This window comes from Hoyosella rhizosphaerae, assembly GCF_014643175.1.
Taxonomy (GTDB): Bacteria; Actinomycetota; Actinomycetes; order Mycobacteriales; family Mycobacteriaceae; genus Lolliginicoccus; species Lolliginicoccus rhizosphaerae.
In genome coordinates, this window is record NZ_BMJH01000001.1 from 1,391,555 (window position 1) to 1,415,421 (window position 23,867).

The 23,867-nt window shown below is 58.9% G+C and carries 3 protein-coding genes; all 3 read right to left on the minus strand.

The annotated features are described in order from the left end of the window. Nucleotides 1–4 precede the first annotated feature (4 nt). The 3 genes from IEW73_RS06525 to IEW73_RS06535 all read right to left on the minus strand — a co-directional run bounded on the left by IEW73_RS06525 (nt 5) and on the right by IEW73_RS06535 (nt 23,804). A complete protein-coding gene (locus IEW73_RS06525) occupies nt 5–22,069 on the minus strand; it encodes a non-ribosomal peptide synthase/polyketide synthase (RefSeq protein WP_188671763.1) in 22,065 nt (7,354 codons plus the stop codon). A gap of 385 nt (nt 22,070–22,454) precedes the next feature. Beyond that, nucleotides 22,455–23,003, minus strand: coding sequence for an orotate phosphoribosyltransferase (pyrE, locus tag IEW73_RS06530; protein ID WP_188671765.1), 549 nt, complete (start codon nt 23,001–23,003; stop codon nt 22,455–22,457). A gap of 129 nt (nt 23,004–23,132) precedes the next feature. After that, nucleotides 23,133–23,804, minus strand: coding sequence for a TtfA family protein (locus tag IEW73_RS06535; protein WP_188671767.1), 672 nt, complete (start codon nt 23,802–23,804; stop codon nt 23,133–23,135). Between the last annotated feature and the right edge of the window lie 63 nt (nt 23,805–23,867).

The window sequence follows — 23,867 nt, forward strand, 5'->3', positions numbered from 1 at the left end:
GTCCTCAGCTTTGAGCGGATATGTGGCGTGCCAATAGCGGGCCGATGATATCGAGCGCGGCCGGTTCCACCATTTGCTGGTGCGTCACTGGAACTTCATGGACCACTAGTTCACCTGTGGTAATTGCTTCCCACTCCTGCGGTGTGCGCTCGTTTCCTGAAGGATCGACCGTGTTCTCCGCTGAGAAGAACACCAACTCGCCGTCAAACTCCTTCGGCGTGAACTCTGTAAGAATCCGCGCGGCGTCAGCGAATCCACCGTGAATGCGTTCCATATGCATTGCGGTGAGCCCTGTGGGCTGGCCGAAGGCATCATCAATCAACGATGCCGCGTCTTCGTAGGTGATTTCGTCGCTGGCGGGGAGGTCGACCCCAAAGCTGCGCACGAGTTCGCCGATACCTGGCACTTCCGTTTCAGCCACGACATAGCTGTCAAGAAGAGCGAGCGTGACAACTTCTTCACCCGCCTCGCGTAGTTGCACAGCCATCTCCTGCGCGATGACACCGCCGAGCGACCAACCCAGCAGATGATAAGGCCCCTGCGGTTGGATATCGCGAATGTGTCGAATGTAATCCTCAGCGAGAACTTCAATCGACTCGGCTGGTTGCGCCCCCGTCAGCGACGGCAATTGCAGTCCGAAAACAGGGTGGTCCTCTGGTATATGAGCGGTCAGGCCGGTATAGGCCCATGACAGCCCCACACCTGGGTGAACACAGAACAGCGGCGCTTTTCGGCCATGTGGTCGGAGGCGAATCACTGGTGCGAGCAGTTGCCCAGCAAGCTCGCTTGGCGCTTCGTCCGGACGCTGCATACGTTCAGCCAGCCCCGCCGGTGTCGGATTAAGGAACACAGCTTGCAGCCGGATTGTGCGCCCGGTCGACTTTTCCAGAGCGCCCACCAGTGTGGTGACGCTCAAGGAGTTACCACCAAGGTCGAAGAAGCTATCAAAAGCGCTCACTCGCTCGATGCCGAGGACATAGGCGAACGCGTCAGCAACGGCTTGCTCTAGCTCGCTACGCGGCGCAACGAATTCCTTTCGTAGCGATTCAAGGTCCGGTGCGGGCAGCGCCTTCCGATCAAGCTTGCCCACAGGTGTGAGCGGGACCTGATCGAGCAACATGATCACAGACGGCACCATGTAGCCGGGGAGGAACTCGCCCAGGTAAGCGGTGAGTTCTTCGGGCGTTGCTGTTTCGCCCTCGTGGAGCAGCACGTACGACACCAGGAGCGTGTCGCCATTAGCTCGCTGATGCCCTGTCGTCGTCGCGAAGCTGACGTTGGGGTGGCCCGCCAAAGCCGTATCAATCTCACCGAGTTCAATACGTAGGCCGCGGACCTTGACCTGGAAGTCAGAGCGCCCCACAAATTCGAGTTCGGGTTGAGGACCACGATCGACCCAACGCACGACGTCGCCTGTGCGGTACATCCGCTCGCCTGGTTCGCCAAATGGGTTGGCGACGAATCGTTCACTCGTTAGCCCTAGGCGGCCGCGGTAGCCGCGTGCCAGCGCAGGCCCTGCCAGGTAGAGCTCTCCGGCAACGCCAGCCGGCACCGGCTGGAGGCGTGCGTCGAGAACAAGGGCACTAAAGCCGCGCGTAGTTGCACCGATGGTGATGGGCTCGCCGACCTGCATGGGTGCGGTGATGCTGCTCATGATGGTGGTTTCTGTCGGCCCGTATGCGTTGACCATGGAACGGCCAGGGGCCCACCGAGCTACTAGCTCGGGCGGACATACGTCACCAGCGACGAGGATCGACTGAAGTTCGTCAATGCCGTCGTCCTCGACTGAAGCGAGAACCGCTGGTGTGAAGAAGGCATGCGTAATTGCCTTGTCCTTCAACAGTTCCGCCATGTCACGGCCGCCGTACACCGAAGGCGGAGCAACAACAAGTGATGCTGCAGAGCCATACGCCATCAGCATTTCGAACACCGAAGCATCGAAGCTTGGTGACGCCGAGTGGAGCACCCGAGATTCGGGGGTGACAACAAGGTGGTCACGCTCTTCGGCAGCAAGGCTGGCGAGGCCGTAATGCGTGACCTCGACGCCCTTCGGTAGACCGGTCGAACCAGATGTGTAGATGAGGTAGGCCGGGTTACCGAGTTGGAGCGGTTGTGTGCGCTCAGCATCCGTAATCGGCGCTGAGGACTGGCTGGCGATCGCCGCAGCGGTAGGTGCGTCATCGAGTTGGAGCCAGGTCACAACATTGGTCAACGTCGTTCGATGCGTTGAGATCGTGACACCCGCTACCGCCCCAGAGTCGGTGAGCATGTGCTCGATACGTTCAGGCGGGTAGTTCGGATCAACGGGGACAAACGCTGCCCCGGTCTTCGCTACCGCCCACACTGACAGCACCGATTCGAGCGAGCGTGACAGCCCGAGTGCAACAACCTTTTCCGGCCCCGCACCAAGTGCAATAAGCGCACGGGCGATCTTGTTCGATTGCTCGTCGAGTTGGCGGTACGTCAAGGACGTCTCACCGAACTCAACGCCTGTCGCATCTGGGTTGCGTTCCGCAGCGGCTTCGAGGATCGCTGGCAACGACTGAGGCAAAAGTCCTTCTGGGCCGTGGACCGGCGCAAACCGGTCGCGTTCGTCGGTGCTGAGGAGGTTGATATCGCCGACCTTGCAGGTCGGCTCAGCCACCACAACCTGGAGGATGCGGAGGAAACGATCCGCAAACTCGCGCACCGTCGACGCGTCGAAGAGATCCGTCGCGTAGGTGAATGCGGCTTCAAGGTCGCCATGTGCACTGCCATCGCCCGCGAGGATTAGTTCGAGGTCATACTTGGCCACTGCTGTGGGGAACTCCAGCGGCTCAACACGAACCCCATCAAGTTCCACACTGACATTGCCGAGGTTCTGGAACTCGATCGTCGCCTGGAAAAGCGGCGCATGGGCGGTCGATCGTTCAGGTTTAAGCACCTCAACGAGCCGTTCGAATGGAACATCGGCCTGCCCGAATGCCTCAAGGTCCACTTCTTTTGCTTGTGTCAGTAGACCTTCGAAGGACTGATCGCCGTCAACCTGGGTGCGCAGCACCAATGTGTTGACGAACATTCCCACGAGGTCGTCGAGCGCAGCTTCACCGCGCCCGGCGATCGGGGTGCCGATCGCGATATCACTGGTGCCCGATAGTCGCGACAACAGCACTGCAAGCGCGGCATGCAGAACCATGAAGGGCGTCGCGCCGTGGCGTCGAGCAAGTTGCTCCACATTCTGATGCAACTCTGCTGGGATCGTGAACCGAACATCGTCTCCGCGGAGTGTTTGTTGCGCGGGTCGTGGTCGATCGGTGGGTAGTTCAATGACATCCGGCAAGCCCGCAAGCGTGCGCTTCCAGTACTCCACCTGCGAGTATGCGACGCTGTTGGTGTCGGTGTCGTCGCCGAGCACTGTGCGCTGCCACAGAGTGTAGTCGGCGTATTGCACGGCCAACGGCTTCCAACCGGGTTGCTGCCCGTTGCACCGAGCGTGGTACGCCGTGACGATGTCGCGAGCAAGCGGCCCCATGGAGAAACCATCCGCTGCGATGTGGTGCACGACCACAACAAGAACATATTCAGTACGCGACTTCCGGAACAAACGTGCACGCACCGGCACCTCTGCTTGCACATCGAACCCAGTACCTGCAATACGGATGATCCGCTTGCGGAGCTCGGCTTCGTCGGCCACGTCCTGTGGAATCAGGTCGGGAACGACTTCCTCCGACGGCACAATGACCTGTGAAGGGCCTTCTTCTGACCGAGGGAACACTGTGCGTAGCGCTTCGTGTCGCTCGATTACGTCACGCAACGCCGCAGAAAACGCGGCCACATCTAGATCCCCGGTGAGCCGCACCGCAAGTGGCACGTTGTACGCCGGTGATGCGGTGTCGAACTGGTTGATGAACCACATGCGTTGTTGTGCCAATGACACGGGCACGTGCACTGGTCGTTCCTGAGGCTGCAGCGGTGCCCGGTCTGACAGTGCCTCTCCGGCGTGTTCGACACGCACCGCAAGGGACTCCACTGTCGGGGCTTCGAACAATTCCCGCACACCCAATGCCGTTCCCAGAGCGTCGTTAATCCGTGCGATGACCCTAGTGGCGACTAGTGAGTTGCCGCCTAGGTCGAAGAAGTTTGCGATGACGCTAACGCGGTCGTCCCCAAGGACTTCCGCGAAGATGCCCGCAATTGCCTCTTCGACGGGGTTACGTGGGCCGACGTACTCGGGCTCGAGTGCTGCCATGTCGGGAGAAGGTAGCGCCTTGCGATCAACCTTTCCTACCGGCGTCCGCGGCATTTCGTCGAGCGGAATTATCAGCGATGGAACCATATGCGACGGCAACGACTGTGAGGCGTGCTCAGTCAGCACAGCGGTGTCGATGACCGCCCCATCACGCGGTGAAACATAGGAAACCAACATGGTTTGGCCGTTTGCCCTCTGGTGACCAACGGTGACCGCGACGCCGACACTGCTGTGCGCGCCGAGGACCGCATCAATCTCACCGAGCTCGATGCGGAACCCACGTACCTTCACTTGGAAGTCCGAGCGTCCCACGTACTCGAGTTCTAGTTCATCGCCAGTCGCAGACGGTACCCACCGCACGACATCCCCGGTGCGGTACATTCGCTGGCCGGCTTCGCCGAAGGGGCTCGCGATGAATCGTTCAGCGGTGAGACCACTGCGATCGTGGTATCCGCGTGTCAGCCCAAGACCCGAGACGTACAGTTCACCCGCTGCCCCGATCGGCACTGGTTGGAGACGTGAGTCCAGTACAACTAGTTCTGTCGCACGTAGTACACCACCGAGCCTGACCGGTCCTTCCGCAGTCATCGGAGCACTGACAAGGACCATGATGGTTGTTTCAGTGGGGCCATACCCGTTGTAAAGGTTTCGGCCCGGCGCCCACGTTTCGACAACTGATTCTGGGACTGCCTCGCCGCCGACCGTCACGTTGCGGAGTTCTTCGAGACCGGCTGGGTCCATGGAGCCGAGCGCGAGAGGGGTGATGAATCCGTGTGTGACGCGCTTGTCTTTGAGGATGGTTGCGAGTTCGTCGCCGCCATAAATCTCGGGCGGAATGATCACCATCGTCGCGTGGGCGCCAAATGCATAAAGGAACTCCAGCACCGAGGCATCAAAGCTAGGCGAGGAGAAATGCATCACGCGTGAGTCGCCCGTAGTTCCGTATCGACTCTGAGCTGCGATGGAGAAGTTTTCCAACCCGCGGTGGGTCGCCAAAACACCCTTTGGTTTTCCAGTTGAACCGGAGGTGTAAATGATGTACGCCGCGGAGTCGATATAGACCTGACCGCGAAGTTCGTCCGCAGAAATCGGCGCGGTCGATTGCGCCAGCACTTCGTTCTTGAACTCGTCGCTGTCCAGTGCAATCCACGGGATCTCACCCGGCAGCGTGTTCAGCCTGCGGCTTGTCGTGATACCGAAGGCTGCGCCTGAGTCGGTGAGCATGTGCTCAATACGGTCACGGGGGTAGGTGGGATCGACTGGCACGTAGGCACCGCCGGTCTTGGTTACCGCCCAGATTCCCAGTATTGACTCAATCGATCGTGAAATACCCAGTGCCACAAATGCCTCGGGACGAACACCGCGTGAGATCAGAACTCGAGCGAGCTGGTTTGAACGCTCGTCAAGTTCTCGGTAGCTGATCTGGCGATCCCCGTCGATGACGGCGATTCGATCTGGATTGCTCGATGCTGCATCGGTGAGGATTTGCGCCAGCGTCCGCGTTGTGACGCCTGGAGGTCCTGCCACTGGCACCAAGGCGCTGCGCTCGTGCGCTGTCAGCACGTCGACTTGTGCGTACGGCTTTGAAGGCTCAGCGAGGATCTGCTTCATGATCTTCGCTAGGCGCTCCTGCAACGCAACCATGTCAGCGGCACCGAAGAGGTCTGGGAAGTACTTCAGCTTCAGATGCAGCGCATCGTCTACGTAGGCCACCAGCGTAATTGGGTAGTGGGCTGCGTCGACGCCGTCGAACCCTACGATGCGCATTCCGGCGAGATCGGTGTCTTCCGTAGCTCCCGCTGTGTCGACGGGATACGACTCGAACACCGCCAGCGTGTCAAACGCCGCCCCTGCGCCAACTTCGCGTTGGATGTCAGCGAGCTGCACATAGTGGTGATCGAGCATGTCCGCTTGTTCCCGCTGAATCCTGGTGAGAAGTTCAGTCAGAGTTTCGGTGGGGTCGAGACGCACTCGCACTGGCAACGTGTTGATGAACAATCCGACCATCTTTTCGACACCACTGATGTGTGGCGGCCGCCCAGATACGGTCGTTCCGAAAACAACGTCGTCACGAGAGGTAATGGTGGATAGCGCTACCGCCCACGCGGTTTGCACCATCGTGTTCAGTGTGACTCCGAGATTCTTCGCCAGCGCCGCGAATTCCTCGGACTCGGCCACGGTGAAGTCAAAGATCAGTTCCTGCGAAGCAACATCGTGCTGTCGTGAACGATCAAGCGGGGCGATCGTTGTAGGTTCGTCCACCCCGGCAAAAGCATCCACCCACGCTCGCAATGACGCTTGTGGGTCGGTGTTGCTGAGCCACGCGAGGTAGTCACGATAGGAACGCACTGGCGGCAGCATGGTTGCATCACCATCGAGCAGGTACAGCCCTACTAAGTCGGTGAGCAACAAGGGGGTCGACCAACCATCGAGCAAGATGTGATGGTTGGTGATGACAAATCGGTACTCGCCACCACCAAGGTTGATCAGCATGAACCGAATCAATGGCGGTGCGGCCATGTCGAATTGCCGTTGGTGATCATCAGCCAGCACTCGCTGTAGTGCCGAATCCTTGTCATCCTCACCGGCCAAATCGACTTCAGTAAACGGCAAGGCAACATCGTCGACTACTACTTGGACTGCCTGCCCTGAGTTGTCGACCGCGTAGGCGACACGCAAGTTCGGGTACCGCACGAGCAGCGAATGGAGCGTGCGACGCATTCGGTTGGCGTCAACCGTGCCACGGAGGTGCAGCACGAGTTGCACCATGTAAGCGTCAACGGTTTCCTCTGCGAGAACGGCATGGAACAGCAAACCAGACTGCAGCGGCGCCAATGGCCACACGTCGGATATCGACGGGTAGTGCTGTTCGAAGCGGTCGATCGCGGTTTGGTCCAACTGCACCAGGTCAAGATCCGATGGTGTGAGCCCACCGGCATCCGGCTGCGATACGTGCTTCGCGATCGCGATGAGCGCATCGCGCCACAGGGTGGCGAATTCCTCGACTTCCGCCTGCGTGAGCAGCCCCGTTGGGAATCCGATCGTTCCTCGCAACACCGGCCCGGACGCGGTCGCCGAGGTAACGGTGTTGATGTCAAGCACGGCCATAGCGGCCATGTCGTCATTCTGCCGAGCGGACAGGTTGCTGACGTCTTCGTTGTCGCCGACGGGGAGCCAGCCGAGCGCACGAAGATCGTCGGAAATCTCACCAGTGGTGAATCGACCTAGGTAGTTGAAACTCACCTGCGGTCGGCTTATTGGCCGTAGTTCGTCGGCGGTGCTGGGGTTAAGGTAGCGAAGTTGGCCGAAACCGATGCCGTTGTCAGGCAGCGACCGCAGCAGTTCTTTCACCCTCTTGATGACAGCACCAGTCGCGGCGCCACCGGCGAACGCCTCGTCAAGGTTGATGCCGTCGGTGTTGAAGCGTATCGGGACGATCGTGGTAAACCACCCGAGAGTGCGCGAGAGGTCGGCACCAGGTACGGCTGTTTCTTCACGGCCGTGCCCTTCAAGGCCAACCAGTGGCGTTGTAGCACCGCGCCATTTGGCCAGCGCAAGCGCTAGAGCGGCCAAGAGTCCGTCATTGACGCCGCCGTGGAATGCTTCCGGCACCCGCGTCAGGAGCGCATCGGTGACGTCCGTCGGCACGGTGACGTCGATGCGTTCGACGGTTCCGTTTGTGTCGATCGTGGGATCAAACGCACGTGAACCGAGGTTTGGTTCCTGGCCTGCCAAGAATCCTCGCCACACATCAAGTTCGGATTCCCGGCTCGCAGCGTTTTCGGCAAGCCCGTGCGCCCAACGTCGGAACGATGTGCTGTTTGCCTCAAGCTTGATTTCCTGGCCACTGGCGATGTGGTTCCATGCGGTGGCGAGGTCCGGAACAAGTACGCGCCACGTAACACCGTCCACGGCAATGTGGTGGATGGCGAGAATGATTCGACCAGCGACACCACTGCGGGGGGCTAGCCAGACCGCACGCAGCATCACACCGCCGTGAGGGTCGAGCAAGTCAGCCGCATCGTCGAGTGCACGTTCTGCGATGGCTGTGAATTCCGCTGTTCCGGGGTCCGCCTCGACGTCCACACGGGTGATGAGGCTGCTTGCGCTGACGGCCCCTGGTTCGGCGACGACAAGTTCGTGGCCATCAAGTTGCGCACGCAGCAAGTCGTGGTGGTCGATCACTGCCTGAAGGGTCGCTTCGATACCGGCTGCATCGATGGTGCCCGGCAATGTCAGCATGGCGCACTGCGCGTAGCGGTTGTATTCGCCACCGCGTTCGAGCATCCATTCCATGACAGGGGTGAGTGGCATACGACCAACTCCGCCGCCCGGCAATTCATTGAGAACGATCTCGTCCTCGCCGTCTGACAACACTGCTGATTGAGCGAGCGCTGCCACAGTGCGGAGGTTGAATACATCACGCGGGCTGATGTGAATTCCAGCTGCTTTCGCTCGAGTCACCAGCTGAATGGACATGATCGAATCACCGCCGAGGGCGAAGAACGAATCGTCTACACCGACGGTGTCGAGTCCAAGAACCTGCGCGAAGACTTCGGCGAGTTTTTCTTCGATTGGCGTGGCTGGGGCACGACTTTCCGTGACGAGCGCGGAGAAGTCTGGAGCTGGTAGCTCGCGGCGATCGAGCTTGCCGTTCGCGGTAAGTGGGAACGAGTCGAGGATGAGCACAGCGCTGGGCACCATGTGAGCTGCCAGCGTTTCGCTGAGTGCGTCAATGATCTCCTGGGGTTGAAGTTCGAGACCCATTTGAGGCACAACGTACCCAACGAGGCGTTCTGACCCTGGTCCAGTGTCAGCGCGCATAAGAACGGCGGACTGAGCCACTCCTGGGTACCGAAGTAGCGCTGCTTCGATTTCTCCCAATTCGATGCGGAAACCGCGTAGTTGCACCTGGAAGTCAGAGCGACCTAGGTATTCGAGTTGGCCGTTCTTGTTCCAACGAGCGAGGTCCCCGGATCTGTACATCGCCTCGCCTGGGGCCCCGTACGGGTCAGCAACGAAGCGTCCTGCTGTGAGGTCTGGTCGACCGAGGTATCCACGCGACAGTTGCGGTCCGGAAACGTACATTTCGCCGATGGTTCCCGGCGCCACTGGCCGCAGTCGTGCGTCAAGAACCTTCACCTGGAGACCCGGGAGCGCTTGGCCAATCACCGAGGCGGAAGCATTTGCAGCGAACTCTCGGTCGAGTTCGAGATAGGTGACGTGCACCGTCGTTTCGGTGATGCCATACATGTTGACTAGTCGCGGCGCCGTGTCGTTGTGCCGCGTGTACCAGCGATCAAGCTGCGCGAGGTCTAGCGCCTCGCCACCGAAGATCACGTACCGCAGCGCAAGACTGTCATCGGCTGTTTCGGCTAGTCGGTCTGTTTCGGCTAGTTGGTAGAACGCAGATGGCGTCTGGTTCAGTACGGTTACGCCTTCGCGTACTAGCAAGCCATGGAACTGCTCTGGACTTCGTGCGGTGAAGTAGTCCACCACTACGAGGCGTCCGCCGTACAGCAGTGGCCCCCACAGTTCCCACACGGAGAAGTCGAACGCATACGAGTGGAACATCGTCCACACATCGTTCTCATCAAAATTGAACTTGGCGTGGGTGTTGGCGAACAACGTCAGCACTGTGCGGTGCGGCACCGTTACGCCCTTGGGTGTTCCGGTAGACCCAGAGGTATAGATAACGTATGCGGTGTTATCCCAGCTCAGAGGCGCTAGACGGTCGGCATCGGTGATTGGCTCTGCGCTGAGGTTCGAGATGTCGTCGTCGAGATAAATCAGTTCCGCACTCACTGCGGGTAGGACGGCCTGTTCGCTTCGTGTGGTGAGCACTGATACCGGTGCACCGTCGGCGAGCATGAACTCGATCCGGTCCGCGGGGTACGACACATCGATGGGAAGATATCCGGCGCCGGATTTCACGACGGCAAGCAACGCCACGATGAGGTCGGCGTCGCGTGGTGCGGCTACAGCAACGAGCTTTTCCGGTCCGGCGCCCGATGCAATAAGTTTGCGCGCCAGTTGGTTCGACCGCGCATCAAGCTCCCGGTAACTCAGAACTGTCCGTACGTCGTCGAGTTCAGAGGTGACAGCGGCGCGGTCAGCGAACGTGAGAGCTTGGCGGGTGAAAACATCCACGAGCGTGCTCTCACTGATGTGGACACCTGGGTGGTTCCACGCGGTGAGCATTGTGGACTGTTCAGCATCCGACAGCAACGCGATGTCGCCCACCGGGGTTCCGGGTTCGCGCAGTACAGACTGGAGGATTCGTTGGAAACGATCCGCAAATGAGCGAACAGTGTCTTCATCGAAAAGGTCTGTGGCGAAGATGAATCCTGCTTCGATCCCGTTGGGATTTCCTTCAGCGGTGGCATTTTCGCGCACGGAAAGTTGCAGGTCAAACTTCGAAACGTGGTCTTCGAATTTCACTGGCTCGACGGTTAGGTCCGGGAGTTCGAGCCGCGCTTCAGGGTTGTTCTGGAATTCGATAAGAACCTGGAACAGTGGTGAATGCGCCGTGGAGCGGTCAGGGCGGAGAATCTCAACGAGCCGTTCGAATGCAACATCCGCATGTGTAAACGCAGCAAGATCAACATCCTTTACTTGGTTAAGGAAACCCGCGAAAGGAACATTTTGGTCGATCTCCGTGCGCAAAACGAGCGTATTGACGAACATTCCGACAATTCCGTCGAGTTCCGCTTCGCCGCGTCCCGCCACTGGTGTGCCGATAGCAAGATCATCTTTGCCAGACAGTCGTGAGACCAGCAGGGCCAAAGCGGCATGCATAACCATGAACATGGTGGCACCGTTGGCACGCCCAATGTCAGCGAGCGCACGATGTGTTTCTGCGTCAATATCGAAACGAACAAGACCACCATGTAGCGAGGCGTTTAGCGGACGTGGACGATCCGCCGGAAGGTCAACGACATCGGGAAGGCCAGCGAGCGTTCGCTTCCAGAACTCTGTCTGCTGGGCAAGTGCCGAGGTGGGGTCAGATTCCTCACCGAGTATCTTCCGTTGCCATATCGCGAAGTCGGCGTACTGCACTGGCAACGGCGCCCACGAAGGGTTATCGCCGTGGAGTCGTGCATGGTAGGCGACCATCACATCCGTTGCCAGGGGCGACATAGAGAAGCCATCGGCGGCGATGTGGTGAACGACGATGACCAGCACGTGCTCGTCCGGCGCAAGCCTCAGCAGTTGCGCCCGAACAGGAACATCCTTGGTGACATCGAAGCCTTGAGCCACATATTGCTCAATGGTCCTGACAAGATCGTGCCCGGCAGTGTCTATGGGCTTGAGGGCAAACACCATCTCGCCCGGCGGCAGGATTACCTGCGCTGGCGTGTCACCCACACTTGGGAAAACTGTCCGCAACGATTCGTGTCGTGACACCACGTCTTGGATGGCGGTGTTGAGGACCGGCAGATTGAGTTGGCCCGAAAGTCGAATCGCCATCGGCACGTTATATGCCGCAGACGCGGTATCGAACTGGTTGATAAACCACATACGCTGCTGCGCGGACGACAGCGGAATGTTGTCCGGCCGTTCCTGCGGCACCAGCGGCGGCCGATTGTCGGTTTGTCGGGAATGACCCGAGATGCGGGTGGCGAGCTCAGCGACAGTCGGTGCATCGAACAGTTCTCGGACACCAATCTTGGTACCGAGCGCCATGTTTGCACGGGCAACGACTCGTGTCGCGATGAGGGAGTTGCCACCGACGTCGAAGAAATTGTCATCAATGCTGACGCGTTCGAGTGCAAGCACATCCGCAAAGATTCCAACCAAAGTCTCTTCAATTGGGTTGGTTGGTGCGCGGAACTCCGTCGAAGACAATGTGAAGTCGGGCTCTGGGAGTGCCTTGCGATCAAGTTTGCCCGTGACGGCCAGGGGAATCACGTCAATCTCCATAATGACGGACGGCACCATGTACGCCGGGAGGAACTCGGCGATGTGCTCTGTTAGTGCGTCCGTATCGACGACATGACCTTCGGCTGCGCGAACGTACGACACCAGCATGGTGGCACCCGACGGGCTTGTCTTGCCCAGGGTGGCAGCAAAATTGAGGCTTCCGTGGCTAAGCAGCGCCGAGTCGATCTCGCCGAGCTCGATGCGGAAACCGCGCACCTTCACCTGGAAGTCAGAACGGCCAAGGTACTCAAGTTGGTAGTCATCTACCCACCGCACGACATCACCGGTGCGGTACATTCGTTCGCCGATTTCGCCGTAGGGGTTGGCGACGAAACGGTTTGAGGTGAGGTCAAAGCGTTCGTGATATCCACGGCCAAGACCGAGCCCGGAGATGTACAGCTCCCCTGCCACGCCCTTGGGTACTGGTTGCAGCCGTGTATCGAGCACAACTGCGGTCACACCATTAAACAGCCGACCAATGCGCACCGGCTGACCTGGCTGCATCGCATCACTCAGGGTGGCAACAATGGTTGCCTCGGTGGGTCCGTAACCGTTGTACAAGTTGCGCCCGTGCGCCCACTCGTTGACGAGTTCCTGCGGTACCGCTTCACCGCCCACAACGACAAACTCAAAATGGTCGACTTGTTCGCGGTCAACGGACGCAAGGCCTAGAGGCGTGATGAAACCGTGTGTGACACGGTGGTCCCGAATTACCGCGGTGAGTTCCTCACCACCGTAAACATGCGGTGGAACAATCACGATCGACGCACCAGCACCGAACGCCATCAGCACTTCAAGTAGTGACGCATCAAAGCTAGGCGACGCGAATGAGAGCACCCGTGAGTGTTGGGTGACCGATGGGTGCGCGACCATTGCTGGCGTGAAGTTGTCGAGCCCCCGGTGGGTAACCACCACACCCTTGGGCTTACCTGTCGATCCTGATGTGTAGATGAGGTATGCGGCATTCTCCAGCAGAATGGGAGCCCGCCGATCCGCATCAGCAATTGGTGCCGCCGAGGTACGAGCGAGCCGGTCCTGGAACTCTGGAGAATCCAGGAACATCCACGGCACAAGGTCCGTGAGCGAGTCCCGATTGGCTGACAAGCTCAGACCCGCAACGGCGCCTGAATCAGTGAGCATGTGCTCAATTCGATCGCGCGGATACGTGGGGTCGACAGGAACGAACGCGCCGCCCGCTTTGGTCACGGACCATAGCGACACTAGCCATTCAATCGAACGGGAGAATCCCATCGCGACGAAGTTTTCGGTGGTGACACCATCTTCGATAAGGATCCGGGCGATCTTGTTCGACAGCTCGTCAAGTTCCCTGTAGGTAATCTGCTTGTCGCCGTCGATGACTGCCGGCGCATCGTAGTCGCGGATTCCCATTGTGAGGAGGTCCGGCAACACTTCGATTCGATTACCCGGACCACCGGTTATCGACGTGATTTCAGCCCGTTCTTCCGGGGTAAGAATGTCGATGCGGCTGACTGGCAGGTGAGGATCGCGGGTGGCGTTGTCGAGCAGCATGACAAAGCGCTCAGCGACCCCCCGCACAGTCTGGGCGGTAAAGAGGTCGGTTGCGTAGCGGATTCCTGCGCTTATGCCAGCAGGTCCGCCATCGTACTTTTCGGACAGCACAAATTGGAGATCAAAGTTGGCGATCTCAATAGGTATCTCAACGAAGTCGACACTCAGATCCGGCAGATCTAGGCGTGGTTTTTCGTTGTTCTGGAATTCAACCATCACCTGAAAGAGCGGAGAATGAGCTTCGGACCGATGCGGGCTGAGTTGGTCAACCACTCGCTCGAACGGGACATCAGCGTTACTGAAAGCGCCGAGGTCGACAGTTCTGGCCTGGTTAACGAGGTCGACAAATGTTTCATCAAGATCGACATGGGTGCGCAGCACCAATGTGTTGACGAACATTCCCACGAGATCGTCGAGTTCAGCTTCCCCACGTCCCGCAATTGGGGTTCCCACTGCGATGTCTTGGGTTCCGGAAAGTTTGGCCAACAGCAACGCGATCGCTGCGTGCATCACCATGAACACACTGGTGTTGTGTGCACGCGACAGGTCGATAATGCGCTGGTGGAGTTCTGCGGAGATCTCCAACTCCTCCACAGCACCGTGAAGTGATTGCTTTGCCGGCCGCGGCTTATCAACAGGCAGTTCGAGGACATCGGGAACCCCCGCTAGGGTCCTTTCCCAGTATCCCAATTGGCTAGCTAGCAGCGAGCCATCGTCACCCTCATCGCCGAGTAGGTCTCGCTGCCACACAGCGAAATCCGTGTACTGCACAGGAAGCGGTTTCCAGTCCGGAGCCAATCCCGCTGCTCGGGCCGTGTAAGCAACGACAACATCGCGAGCGAGTGGGGCCAGCGAGAATCCGTCCGACGAAATGTGGTGCACAACGACGAGTAGGACGTGCTCGGTGGGATTGATGCGAAACAGCCTTGCCCGCAACGGAATATCCGCCGCAACGTCAAACCCTTCAAAGGCAAAAGCTGCAGCACGTGCCTGCATATCGGATTCGTCGTCAACCTGAACTGGTGTGAGGTCAATCTTCACATCATCGGCGGACATCACGACCTGAATTGGGCCGTCCGCGCTTTCCGGGTACACGGTGCGCAGAGTTTCGTGGCGTTCTACGACGTCACGCAGCGCGAGCTCTAGGGCGCGATCGTCGACTTTTCCGGTGAGGCGAACTGGTAGTGGTGAGTTGTACGCAGCGCTGTGTTTATCGAGTTGGTTGATAAACCACATTCGTTGCTGCGCCAGCGACACAGGAACGACCTCTGGACGCTCGATGCTAGTAATACGTGGTCGGGTACGCCCGGAGCCGCCTTCGGCTCGGACAGCGAGGGCGGCAACGCTTGGGGCGTCGAATAGGTCACGCACACCGAGGTTTGATCCGAGCGCATTGTTGACTCGCGCGATCAGCCTGGCCGCGATGAGGGAGTTTCCACCGATGTCAAAGAAGCTGGCTTGCACACTGACTCGGTCGAGCCCCAGAAGTTCAGCGAATACACCGCCGATGATTTGTTCGATGGGGCTTCGTGGCGCGACAAACTCGCTATCGGCAGCCACCCATTCGGGCACAACCAGAGCTTTTCGATCGAGTTTGCCTGTCGCTCCGAGTGGAAATTCGTCGAGAACCACGACTTGGCTGGGCACCATATAGGCCGGTAGCGCGTCGGCGGTTGCGGCGAGTAATTGCGGCACATCTAGTGAAGGGCCGCTGGGAACAACGTAGGCGATGAGCCGGTCCCCTGTGACGTCGTCGCGGTGCACAACAACAACGGCTTGCGCGACATCTGCACTGTCAAGCAGAACTGCCTCGATTTCTGGCAGTTCGATTCGGAGGCCACGTAGCTTGACCTGGAAATCTGTTCGCCCGATGTAATCGAGTTCGGTGCGGCCGTCCGCCATGACGCGCCACCGAACAAGGTCACCAGTGCGATACATTCGTTGACCTGCATCGCCGTATGGGTTTGCCACAAATCGGTCTGCGGTTAAGTCACCACGTTCGACATAGCCGCGGGCGAGTTGTACACCTGCGAGATACAACTCACCTGGCACACCAATCGGGGTGGGGCGGAGTCGACTGTCGAGCACAAACACTTCGGTGTTCCACACTGGGGCACCGATCGGGACTGCAACCCGATCATCAGGTGTGTACTCGTGATAGGTGACGTCCACGGACGCTTCAGTCGGACCGTAAAGGTTGTGAATCTTGGCATCGCTGAGTGCGCGGAAGTCCTCCGTCACTGCGGGCGGCAAAGCTTCGCCACTGCAAAACACTTGGCGCACTGACGACATGATGCGACGCTGCTCTGCGGACAAGGCCGAAGCAAAAGTGGCAAGCATTGACGGCACGAAGTGCAAGGTTGTGACACCCGCGGAGTGGATCAGTTCCGCAAGGTAGGCGGGGTCGCGGTGGCCATCAGGTTTGGCGATGACGAGGCGAGCACCGACCTGGAGTGGCCAGAAGAATTCCCACACCGATACGTCAAAGGTGTAGGGCGTCTTCTGCAACACAACATCGTATGCTGTGAGGTGATACTCATTCTGCATCCACGCTAGGCGGTTTGCGATCCCGCGGTGCGGCACAGACACACCCTTGGGCCTACCGGTTGAACCCGAGGTGAAGATGACATAGGCAGGATTGTCGGGACGTAGCGGCTGATGCCGATCGCTGTCTGTGATGGGTCCTGTTGAATACCCGTCGACAGCACTGTCACCGATCACGATGACTCGCGTGCCATTGTCTGGAGTGAAATCGGCGCGGTCAGAAACTAGCGCACATATCGGCTTTGCCAGATCGAGGACATACTGGTTGCGTTCCGCTGGGTTGTCGGGGTCGACGGGCACGTATGCTGCGCCGGACTTAACAATCGAGTACATGCCGACAAGCATTTCCAGCGACCTGCGCATGACGAGAGCAACATGCGTATCAGGTCCGGCACCGAGCTCGATGAGCTGCCGCGCCCCAGCATTCGTAATAGCGTCGAACTCTGCGTAGGTGAGCGTTTTGCCCGCGTACTCAATCGCTGGTGCTTCAGGCGTACGTTGTACCTGCTGCGCAAATACGTCCGTGAGAGTTGTTGCGTCAACGGAGACCGCAGTGTCGTTCAACGAATAGAGAAGCCGTCGACGTTCAGAATCGTCCATCAACGCCAGGTCGCCGATAGGTAGCTCCGGTCGTTCGGTTACCTGTTCGAGCACTCGCACGAACTGCTGAGCGAGACGAGCAATCGTCGCATGCTCAAAAATGTCGCTGGCGTAGGTTATTGACGCGTTCATGAGCCCGGGGGCACCATCGTCGTCGAATTGCTCGGTGAGGATCACCTGCATATCGAACTTCGCGGTGGCCGTTCCAAGCGGTCGCACGTGGACGTCGAGCCCTGGAAGTTCGACGCGAGCCTCGCCAAGGTTCTGGAATTCCAACATGACCTGGAACAGTGGCGGGTGTGCGGTAGATCGTTGTGGTGCTAGCTCCTCCACGAGGCGCTCGAAGGGCACATCTGCGTGGCTGAAAGCGCCGATGTCTACAGATTTTGCTTGTGCTAACAGGCTGGCGAAGTCGCTGTTCCAGTCGACGCTTGTACGTAGCACGAGGGTGTTGACGAACATGCCGACGAGGTCGTCGAGTGCCGCTTCACCGCGCCCTGCCACGGGCGTTCCGATGGTGATGTCATCCGAGCCAGATAAGCGCGACAGCAGAGCCGCCAAGGCGGAGTGGACCACCATGAACAGCGTCGAGCTGCTGTCTGCTGAGATGGATCGCAGTTTGCTGTGCAACTCGGCTGGTACGGAGAACTGGTAGTCAGCACCGCGGAGCGACTGAACTGCTGGCCGCGGACGATCTGTCGGCAGTTCCAACAACTCTGGCGTCCCGGAGAGGGTCTCTCTCCAGTACTCAAACTGTTGCGCAAGGATGCTGGTGGGGTCAGTTTCGCTGCCGAGGTACTCCTGTTGCCACAACGCGAAGTCGGCGTACTGAACCTCAAGCGGCGCCCAATCGGGCTCCGCCTTAGCCGCCCTATTGGTGTATGCCTGCACAAAATCGCGGGCTAGTGGCTGCAACGAGAAACCGTCGGCGGAAATGTGGTGGACAACCAGTACGAGTGTGTGGTGTCGGGCATCACGACGAAATAGTGCGCACCGCAGCGGCAACTGTTTGGTGACGTCGAATCCTTCGGCGGCGAGGGCCGTGATCTCTACCGTGAGTTCGTCAATGTCTTTGACCGGGCGCGGCGCCAGCTCAGGAACACTGTCATCGACGTTGTGAATGACCTGGTAAGCACCGTTGTCGCCCAGCGGGAATGTGGTTCGCAGAGATTCGTGGCGTTCGACGATGTCCTTCATCGCTTGCGCCACCGCAGCGGAGTCAAGGTCGCCGATGAGGTCAACGGCCATAGGCACGTTGTACGCGGGCGAAGACGTGTCGTACTGGTTGAGGAACCAGATGCGCTGTTGCGCGTGCGACAACGGAATGATGTCAGGTCGAGGTTTGGCTTCGAGTTTCAGTCGGGTGCGACCGCCGAGGCTGTGCAGTTCGGCCCGCTGGGCGAGTCCACTTGGGGTGGCATACTCAAAAAGGTCTCGGACGGTGATCTCGGAGTTCAGTGCCGCATTGATGCGGGACACCGCACGGGTCGCAACGAGTGAGTTGCCGCCGAGGTCGAAGAAGCTGTCATCGACGCTAACCGCGTCAATGCCGAGGATGTCGGAAAACACCGCAACGATGAGTTCTTCCATCGGGTTTGTGGGGGCCCGAAAGCGGGAGCGACCAGTTCCTGTGAAATCAGGTTCCGGCAGCGCTTTGCGATCCAGTTTGCCGACCGGGTTTAGTGGGACCTCGGCAATCGGCACGAACACAGTCGGCACCATGTGCGACGGTAGGAACTCTCCGAGGTGTTGTTGAAGATCCTCGGTGGTGCTGGTCTCCCCGTCGCGGTATTTCACGTATGCCACAAGCACGGTGTCACCGCTGGGGCCCTCTACGCCCAGAGTTGCAGCGAACCCGATGCTGGGGTGCGCCGAAAGTACCGCGTCGATCTCGCCGAGTTCGATGCGGAATCCACGCACCTTGACCTGGAAGTCTGATCGTCCAACGTATTCGATGGTCAGGTTGTTCGTACGCGGCGCGTGTGCCCACCGTGCGAGGTCGCCGGATCGGTACATCCGAGCACCTGCGGGCCCATACGGGTCGGCCACAAACCTGGTCGATGTGAGGTCAAAGCGTTCGTGGTAGCCGCGGGCAAGGCCAAGGCCACTGATGTACAACTCACCTGGCACTCCGAGCGGGACCGGTTGCATACGCCCGTCGAGGATGACCATTCGCGTTCCGCGAATTGGTCCACCAATGGAGATCGGATCGTCCGCAGTCAGGGGTTCGCTGATAGCCGTGACGATCGTTGTTTCTGTGGGCCCGTAAACATTGTGGAAGACGTGGCCTTCAGACCATTTTGCGAGCAACTCGCGAGGGAGTGCTTCACCGCCGACAGCGAGCTGACGTAGGTGCTCAAGGCCGCCGTGCTCGACGGAGGCAAGCGCAAGCGGGGTGATAAACGCGTGTGTGACCTGTTTGTCTTCGAGAATGGCGCGTAGATCGTCGCCACCATACACAGTCGTGGGAACGAGGATCATCGTCACGCCATTGCCGAGGCTGAACAGCATTTCGTGAAGCGAGGCGTCGAAGCTTGGCGACGACAAGGCCAGCACGCGCGATCCTGGTGTGACGTCGAACGAGTCGCGCTCTTCTGCTGCGTAGCTTTCGAGCCCGTGATGCGTTACGGCGACACCTTTAGGTTTGCCGGTAGAGCCCGAGGTGTAGATGACGTAGGCAACATTGTCGAGCCGAACTGGGGACGGCCGGTCAGCGTCAACGACGGCGTCTGTCGGGTAGTTCGCAATCTCAGTCGCTACAGCGGGGTCATCGACGACGATCCACTCGATTGTGTCTGGTAAACGATCACGCTGCGCTGCCACCGTAAGTCCCACGACGCAACCGGAGTCGTCGAGCATGTGCTCGACGCGGTCTTTGGGGTAATTCGGGTCGACCGGTACAAAACCTGCACCCGTCTTGGCGATCGCCCAAGTGCACGTTACGGACTCAACTGATCGCGAAACTCCCATCGCGACAAGTTGCTCCGCCTGAACACCAAACCGATCAAGAATGTATCGCGCGATTTGGTTTGCGTGGCTATCAAGTTGACGGTAAGTGACTGCGACGTCACCCGAAATGATGGCGTCTACGTCGGGGTTGTCAGCTGCAACGTCGGTGAAGAGCTGTCCAAGAGTCCGTGTTGTGCGCGAGTGCGGACCGTTGACCGGCGCGAGTAGTGCGAGTTCGTCAGCATCGAGTATCTGGTAGTCGCCGATTGCAGCGGCAGGGTTCTCGATCGACTTCGTCAGTATTGACGCAATCCTGCGGCCCACCGAGTCAGCGGTATGGGTGTCCCCTGCGACATCAACCGAGAGAGCTACTGCTGCATCGTCGAAGCGCACACTGACGACGACTGGCACGTTTTTCAGGCCCGCTGGCACGCTGGCCGCGCCGTGCGTAGTCACCACCGCGTGACAAGGAGGAACAGCCCAGCCGACCGTCTTGCTGAGTTGCGCTACGGGCAGGGCAAACTGCGCACCAGCACGTGCCGCTTCGTCGGCGACACGGGCAATTGCGGACAACTGGTCGCCCGTATCGACGCCAAGCCGAATGACGTACGCCGACGCGTCGCTCTCACCGTTATCAGCCGGGACTGTGGGATTTGCGATCGAAATATCCACTGCGTCGCTCAGTCGAGCTAGCGTCGCGGCCACAGACGCGTTGAGGAACGCTTGTGTATCAACGCCCGCAGCTGCTGCAGCGCTATTTAATGTTGACGTGGTGATTCCGTGGAGGGATACCTCCGTTGCGTTCCGCAGCGAAGCACTAGGGTCGCTGCCGGAGTTGATTCCGGGAATATCAACTACGTGCGCAAGTCCTTGCAGCGCTGAAGTCCAGTAGCGTTCAGCTGCCCGTTCTTGAGCTATGGCGACGCCCAAGGCAACTGATTCACGGTGGATTTCGGCAAGTGGCGTTTCAGGGTCCGCGAGGAGGAATTCTTCGAGGAATTCCATGAACCGCCCATGGTGTTCTGCGAGCAGTTCGTCGGTGTACAAATTTGGGTTTGCCCGAAAATCGACGTGCGTCCGCGCTTCCGCACCGTGCGGGTAAATGTTGATAAGCAGATCTTCGACAGGCCCCGATGTCAGGATTGTAAATTCACCTGTGGCATCGCCGAATTGAACATTCTGGTCAAACAACATCGGGTTGACGATGGGCCCCAGGAGACGCCGGGGCGAGTCAGCAAGCCCGATTTCATTCCTAATTTGCTCAACACTGAAGCGTTGGTGACGCAACGCACCTAGCTGCTCACGCAGCACCAGCTGGAACAGGTCCGCCATGGTCGCGCCGCTGTCCACCGCGAGCCGCAAGGGCACAATGTTGGCAAAGGTTCCGCCAGATGCCCGCTGTTGACGGTTGACTCGCCCAAGCATAGTTGTGCTGACAGTAATGTCGGCTTCACCGGTCATGCGCGCCAAATAGGCACCGAACGCTGCCGTCAAGACTGCAGCCGCCGAAACACCGAATGATTGATCAGCATTTTCGAGACGATCCGCGGCCTCCGGCGTGAGGGGTGCCGTTTCGAGCTTCGTCCGCGGGACCGCCTGCGCCGAGCCTTCGACCAGGCTGGAGATGACTTGCCAGTCCTTAAGTCGCTCGATCCAGAAGTCACGGTCGACCTCATACCGATTCGATGTTCGGTACGCGAGGTCGGCGTCGTAAAGACTACGCAAGGTCGCGAACGGTGGCGGTGGCGGCTCAGTACCGTCAAGGGCGCATTTGTACAGCTCAGCGGATCGATTCATCCACCTTGTAGCACCGTAACCGTCGAGGGCAATGTGATGGATTCTGCCGTACCACAGCAAATGGTTGTCGGCGAGGCGGATGAATACGCTTGTACCGAGAGGGCCGTCAGTGAGGGTGATCGGTTGACTGTAGTCGTTGTGCATCCACTCAAGCGCAACCGCGAATGGATCATCTTCATGTGAGAGGTCAAGGTGATAGATGTTGCGGTGGTCATGCGTATCCACAAACTGCATTGGGGTGCCGTCGTGTTCGGCAATCCGCAATACACCTGATCCGAGCTCGCATCGCGCCTGGTCAAGGCTGCGTTCAAGCAAGTCAACGTCTATAGGGCCGTGGAACTCCATGTACTGGGCAACAACAACAGGAACTTCAGGTTCGAGTTGTTGCGCGAACCACATTCCGTACTGTGCCTGCTGCAGCGGAAATGGCTCAAAAGAATCTTGTTGCCCCGCAAGCCATGCATCCCAGTCACGGCTCGAATCGTCCGCCACACTCACCTTAAACCCCCTGTAAACAACGACCTCCTGGAAACGCGGCACCCGCCCCCTGGTGCAACATGCACACTTCGTTCATCCCGCGAAGCGGACCTCAACTGCGAATCCTTCTCTCCACCCACGACACCTCTAACTATTCGCCTCAAGGAGAGCCGACAGTTGCCGTGCTTCGTCCCATCGTTTACGCGTGCTAGCAGTGAATATTCGACAATTTCCTAATGCTACTAGTTGCTACTGACGTTCTCCGAAGATCCACCACGTGACAATGTCACTATATGTCTTTCTACCAATTCGATACGCCAGGCAAACCAGATTGGCCGAAGCACAATCTACTTAGTGTTGCGCGTCTCATGCACGCGGGCGAACTGTGGTCAATTCGGTCCACCAACTAAGTGCGGTCAAGAACTTCCGACAGACCGAATACGCTGCGGTAAGGCACGCCCTCAGCCTCTATAACTTCTCGGGCTCCAGTGTTTCGATCGACGATCGTCGCGACGCCAACAACCGTGGCACCGGCCTCTCGCAGTGCCCGCACTGCCGTCAACGGACTGTTTCCAGTAGTGGTCGTGTCCTCCACAACTAGCACGCGCTTACCCGCCACTTCTGGGCCCTCAACCTGGCGCTGCATTCCGTGCGCCTTAGCTGCCTTCCGAACTACAAATGCATCGACTGGCCGACCCGGCGCGTGCATGATTGCCGCCGCGACAGGATCCGCACCAAGGGTGAGTCCACCAGCGGCCGAGTAATCCCAGTCTTCCGTGACCTGCCGCAAAAGGGCACCAATCAGAGGAGCAGCTGCGTGATGCAGCGTCACACGGCGAAGGTCAATGTAGTAGTCCGCTTCCTGACCCGACGACAAAGTCACCTTGCCGTGAACCACCGCAAGCTCACCAATGATGGTCGCGAGCGTCGACTTCTTCTCTACATCGATAGCCATTGCTACTCCTTCTATTCGCCGGAGAACACTATCCCCCGGCACCTCATTGACTGCAAACAGAGATCGTGCGGGCCCGCATGAACAGGACCCGCACGTCTCAACTATCAGTCGCGTCTAAGTGACAAAACGTCACGCCGAATACACCTCGACCGCATGCGCTGGGGGCAGCACCCGCATCATCTGCCCAAATTGATACAGCAGCGCCTCCACATCATCCCACTGCGCCCAACCCATTCCCTTGGGAAAGCTGGCCAGAACCCAGTCTGATTCAACCCATACGGTGTCAACGTAATCAGGAATTACGTCAAGGAACGCCACCAACCGCATGTCCGCCGCACGGCGCGCAGCCTCCGCGTTGTCAGAGTAGATCGTCCACTCACCGACTGTTGCCGCAGCGAAAGTTCCCTGGCATGCGCGCGCCAACGCGGGATTCGGGGTGCGACCTTCAGGGTCTGTGCGCGCCAACTCAAACGAAATCGCTGATTCCCAGGTGAGTTGTTGCGCCATGATCGTCGCAGCGTCTTCGAGGTCAAAAATGACGTGTTCCTGAGCCTCGTCCTGTGCCACACGAGGAATCCCTCGGACGACATTGAGGCCGTCGGTAAGTGAGTGCCTACCGATCATGCCAAATCGCCACTGCACCGCAAGTTGCGGTACCTTGCGCGTAAATTCTAGACCTCGGCGGGCACCCCAGATACTGCGCACTTTTCTCTGCCATGCCCGTCGGCGACCGTCTATGCGCAGCAAAACAAGGGCCCCTGCTAGGGCCAGTACTCCTAGTAAAAACCACACCACAGCCATCGCCGCAATACTAGTCGCAGGCCGCACCCTAAGTGCCTGTCAAACGCTCGCGTCGCAATACAT